Origin of the sequence: Bacillus sp. GMs2/2 (assembly GCF_050172095.1) — a bacterium.
GTDB classification, from domain to species: Bacteria; Bacillota; Bacilli; order Bacillales; family Bacillaceae_G; genus Bacillus_A; species Bacillus_A cereus.
Map to the genome: position 1 here is coordinate 1 of NZ_JBNLYE010000371.1, position 3,777 is coordinate 3,777.

Genomic DNA, 3,777 nt, shown 5'->3' on the forward strand with positions numbered 1-3,777 from the left:
CTTTATTTGCTTATGAACCACTTTATTATAATAACCATGCTTTACAACTTGCCTAAAATCATCTACCTCGATATCCATTCTTTCCGCAATATCTACAACAATTGTATTTTGTAAAACATTCACCACAAATCCCATTAATTTCAAATTGTGATTTTTACGATATGAAAATTCAACGTAATCCCCAAGTGTTACTTCTTTATTATGTTTCATTTGGCGCCCCCTAAATTATCGATAATTATACAATAGTTTCCCCCTTTTTTACTTCTACATACGGGGTCACCAGTTTATCATTTTAGCCAATTCATCTCCCACCTACTTATTTTGCGTTCCTTGAGGAAGGGGTCTTCTTGGCTAAAATGATAAAAAAAGACAAACTCTCCAATGTGAGGAGTTTGTCCAAAACCATGATTTCTTTAGTTTAACAATATAGAATTCAGTTCCGATAAGAATCTTTCTTTTTTCCATATCCCACGGTTTTTGCATCGATACTAACAATAGTGGATTAGAATAATGACTTAATACTTGCTAGGACAGTAAGAATACCTATAATAATGACAAATACATTGCTAGATTTCCCTTTGTATTTAGCAAGTACTGATACTTTATGGATTGCATACATGGGTAGTATACATAAGATAGCAGCAACTAGCGGACCGCTAAGGGCATCAATGATTCCAAGAATACTTGGATTTGTATAAGCAACATACCAGCATGTTAATACGACAAAAGTAAGAATCATTGTCTTAACTGTTTTTTCTCCTATATCTTTCCCACGTTTTTTACTGGACTTGATAATCATGTCACGCATTACCTCATACGCTCCTATATAATGACCAAGGAAAGACTTTGTAATAGCCACAAAAGCAATGATAGGAGCTGCAATAGTGATTACTGGCGAATTAAGCTCATTAGCAAGATATGATAGGATTGACAAGTTCTGTTCTTTTGCCACCTTAAGATCATTTGGAGTCAAACTTAAGGTACTGCTCCAAACAAAGAACATAACAACTGCGAATGTCATAATATAACAAACTTTTTGTATTTGAGCACATTTAGCATCAGTAGCATCTATTCCATACGTAGCTCTCTGTTTCATAACAAATGACGAAATCATAGGCGAATGATTAAACGAGAATACTATGATTGGAAGTATCATCCATATCGTTCCTAAATATCCTGTTCCTGTTGAAGCAGTAGAAACACTTGAAAAACTAAGCATTGACGTATTCCACTGTGGAATCAAAGATATTGCGATAAAAAGTAGAGAAGCTATAAAAGGATACACTAGCATGCTCATGATCTTTACAGTTATATCTTGACCAAAATTTAGTATAGCGATAAGACCGAGTACTAAAACAAGCGATAAAATGGACCTTGGAGGCTCCGACATGTGCAATTGATGCACGATAAAGCTACTAGCGGTATTTGTAAGTGCGACCGAGTACATCAGCACGATCGTATAAATGGAGACAAAATATACAATATTAAAAATGATACTTGCCTTATTTCCAAAATACTCTCTTATTGTACCTGTAATCCCCTCATCGGCAGAGTTCGAAGCGTAAATCATTTTAGCAAGCGCCCTATGTGAATAATACATAACAGGATATGCAAGTATGGTAATTAACAGCAATGATAATAAACCACCTGAACCTGCATTAATCGGTAAAAAGAGTACTCCTGCTCCAATTGCTGTTCCAAAAAGGCTCAATGCCCAGGTAGTATCCTGTTTATGCCACTTTTTAGGGTCTAAATATTTCTCATTTTTTACTGCAGTGTTATCAGCTTGAAATTCTATGTTTTTTGCAGTATTCCCATCCATATAATAATTCCTCCTTGTGTCCTATTCTTAATTCTCTTTTTAAGATATAGGAATATAGACCGTTCTTGAAAAATGAATAGCTTATATAGTGCCCCACAACGAATATCCCCCTTCTAGGTTAATAAAAATCAAAAAATTAGCGAAGCATCAACCTGAAGGGTTTGTTACCACTTATAAAATATTTTAATTATATAGTAGTATATTTTATTGATAACTCCCCCAATATACAGACATCCTTAGGCGAACAATAGAGTAAAGATTGTTAAAAACTTCACAATATATTCGATAACTTATTGATTTGATTGTTTCTCCCCAAAGATTTTATTTTTAATGGCAATTCCTGTAGGTGTAGCTGCAATACCACCTAAACCTGTCTCTCTTAATTCGCGAGGCATCTGTCTTCCAACTCTATACATGGCTTCAATCACTTCGTCAGCATTGATGAGATTGTTTACGCCAGCTAATGCGATGTCCGCTGCTGCTAAAGCATTTGCCGTTCCAATGGCGTTTCTCTTTACACAAGGAATTTCTACCAAACCAGCGACCGGATCACAAACTAAACCGAGTAAATTTTGTAATGCAATCGAAAAAGCTTCAGAAGATTGCTGTGGCGTTCCACCCGCAGCTTCTACCGCAGCTGCAGCCGCCATCGCTGAGGCACTTCCTACTTCAGCTTGACATCCTCCATACGCTCCTGAAATACAAGCGTTGTTTGCGACTATCGTTCCAAATAACGCTGAAGTGAATAGAAAATGAATCATATCTTCATGACTTAACTGCAACGTATCTTTAATACTAAATAGGACTCCCGGAATCGTCCCACTCGCACCTGCTGTTGGAGTTGCACAAATAGCTCCTAATGCAGCATTTACTTCATTAACACCGATAGCACTTTGAATCCCTAACACCATCAAATCTCCAGAAAGAGTTTTCCTATTTTCTCGATAGTTTTTAATTTTTACAGCATCCCCTCCGGTCAAACCTGTTGGAGAAAATACACCGTCGCCCTCGATACTTTTATTTATTGCATGTTGCATAGTCGCTAAATTTCGTTCCATTTTACTCCATACTTCTTCATAAGAAGTTTTAGTTTGTTTGATTTCCTGTTCGATTGCTAATTCATAAATTTGCTTTTGGCTTTTATTAGCTGCATCCACAATTTCTTTTATGGCCATATACATATTTTTCACTCCTTAATGTGACTAAAGAATAATAAGATTAGCTATATTGCTTAAATCTCCTAATTTCTTCTGAGCATTACCTGGCAATATCGAATCCAAAGCGAATGCATATAAATATTTTGTTTTATCTTCCAAACTATGAAAGTTGTTAATTTCCACATCATATTGTTTAAAGATCCTGCGTAAAACAAATTCAAAGTCAGCTCTTTCTGAAATCGCAATAACAACTGGCAATGGCCCCTGCAGATTTAAGCTAAATCCATCAATTTCAACATTTTTGACTTCAATCAACCCACCACCGACCGAAATACCCATTACTCTAATACTTCGACTTTCATCCTCTGCATATACATCTGCCGTATTTGGATGACCAGCAGGACTATTACCCAATTGTTCAATAAAGGTAATGTCAATTCCCTTAGACTCTGCTATTTTAATAGCATCTGGCACTTTGCTGTCATCAGCAGCTAAGCCTAATATACCAGCAATAATTGCAAAATCAGTTCCGTGACCTTTATGGGTTTCAGCAAATGATTCATAATACTTTACCACAACTTTTTTGGGAAGACCTTGAAATAATTTATTAGCAACTGTTCCAATAGCCAAAGCACCTGCAGTATGTGAACTTGAAGGGCCTATCATTATGGGCCCAATCACATCAAAACAACTTTTGTATTTAACAATCTTTTTTTCTTTAATAGATGCTACATTCATGTTCATATAAGCACCCCCATAATTTATTATTTTTAGCTGTAGTTGAATCTAAGTTATTAG

4 protein-coding genes are annotated in these 3,777 nt (G+C 35.8%); all 4 read right to left on the minus strand.

The features are described 5' to 3' along the window. On the minus strand, positions 1-210 hold a 210-nt coding region (locus tag ACQGS6_RS24435), incomplete at its 3' end, for a DUF2187 domain-containing protein (RefSeq protein WP_426965741.1). A gap of 292 nt (positions 211-502) precedes the next feature. Further along, positions 503-1,822 carry an aromatic amino acid transport family protein gene (locus tag ACQGS6_RS24440; protein ID WP_000348956.1) on the minus strand — a complete coding sequence of 440 codons (1,320 nt, stop codon included), beginning with the start codon at positions 1,820-1,822 and terminating at the stop codon, positions 503-505. Positions 1,823-2,112: 290 nt separating this feature from the next. Next, the gene (gene sdaAA, locus ACQGS6_RS24445; protein ID WP_000281777.1) at positions 2,113-3,003 is read right to left on the minus strand and encodes an L-serine ammonia-lyase, iron-sulfur-dependent, subunit alpha; all 891 of its coding nucleotides are present in this window, start codon (positions 3,001-3,003) and stop codon (positions 2,113-2,115) included. Positions 3,004-3,024: 21 nt separating this feature from the next. After that, positions 3,025-3,723: a serine dehydratase beta chain gene (locus ACQGS6_RS24450; protein WP_426965743.1), complete on the minus strand. Its 699-nt coding sequence runs from the start codon at positions 3,721-3,723 to the stop codon at positions 3,025-3,027. Positions 3,724-3,777 lie beyond the last annotated feature (54 nt).

Coding starts and splice junctions, on each gene's coding strand:
- ACQGS6_RS24450 (WP_426965743.1), bottom strand. CDS start 3,723: ATGAACATGAATGTAGCATCTATTAAAGAAAAAAAGATTGTTAAATAC.
- ACQGS6_RS24440 (WP_000348956.1), bottom strand. CDS start 1,822: ATGGATGGGAATACTGCAAAAAACATAGAATTTCAAGCTGATAACACT.
- sdaAA (WP_000281777.1), bottom strand. CDS start 3,003: ATGTATATGGCCATAAAAGAAATTGTGGATGCAGCTAATAAAAGCCAA.